This is a genomic window from Siccirubricoccus soli, from assembly GCF_024178315.1.
Classification (GTDB): domain Bacteria; phylum Pseudomonadota; class Alphaproteobacteria; order Acetobacterales; family Acetobacteraceae; genus Siccirubricoccus; species Siccirubricoccus soli.
The window spans coordinates 1-310 of record NZ_JAMZIK010000328.1 but is presented as its reverse complement, the minus strand read 5'-3'; the positions used below and the strand labels follow the sequence as shown (position 1 = coordinate 310).

Annotated in this window: 1 pseudogene; it reads left to right on the top strand. The window is 82.3% G+C overall.

From position 1 onward, the window contains the following. Positions 1 to 310: pseudogene (locus NJ376_RS28590) on the top strand (translation initiation factor IF-2); the annotation flags it as partial.

Sequence of the window (310 nt, the reverse complement as noted above, 5' to 3'; positions counted from 1 at the left end):
GTTCGCGCCCCTCCGGCCCGCAGGCCCGCGGCCCGGCCCCGGCCGCCGGCCGCCCGCTGACCCAGGCCGAGCTGGCCACCCGCCAGCGCGTGCTGGAGGAGCAGCGCCGGCTGGAGGCGCAGCGCCAGCGCGAGGAGCGCGAGCGCCAGGCCCTGATGGTCCGCTCAGCCGCCGAGGAAGCCGCCCGCAAGGCGGAAGAGGACGCGCGCCGCCAGGCCGAGGAGGAAGCCGCCCGCGAGCGCGAGGCCGCCGAAGCCGCCGCGCGCGCCGAGGAGGAGGCCCGCCAGGCGGCGGAAGCTGCGGCCGCGGC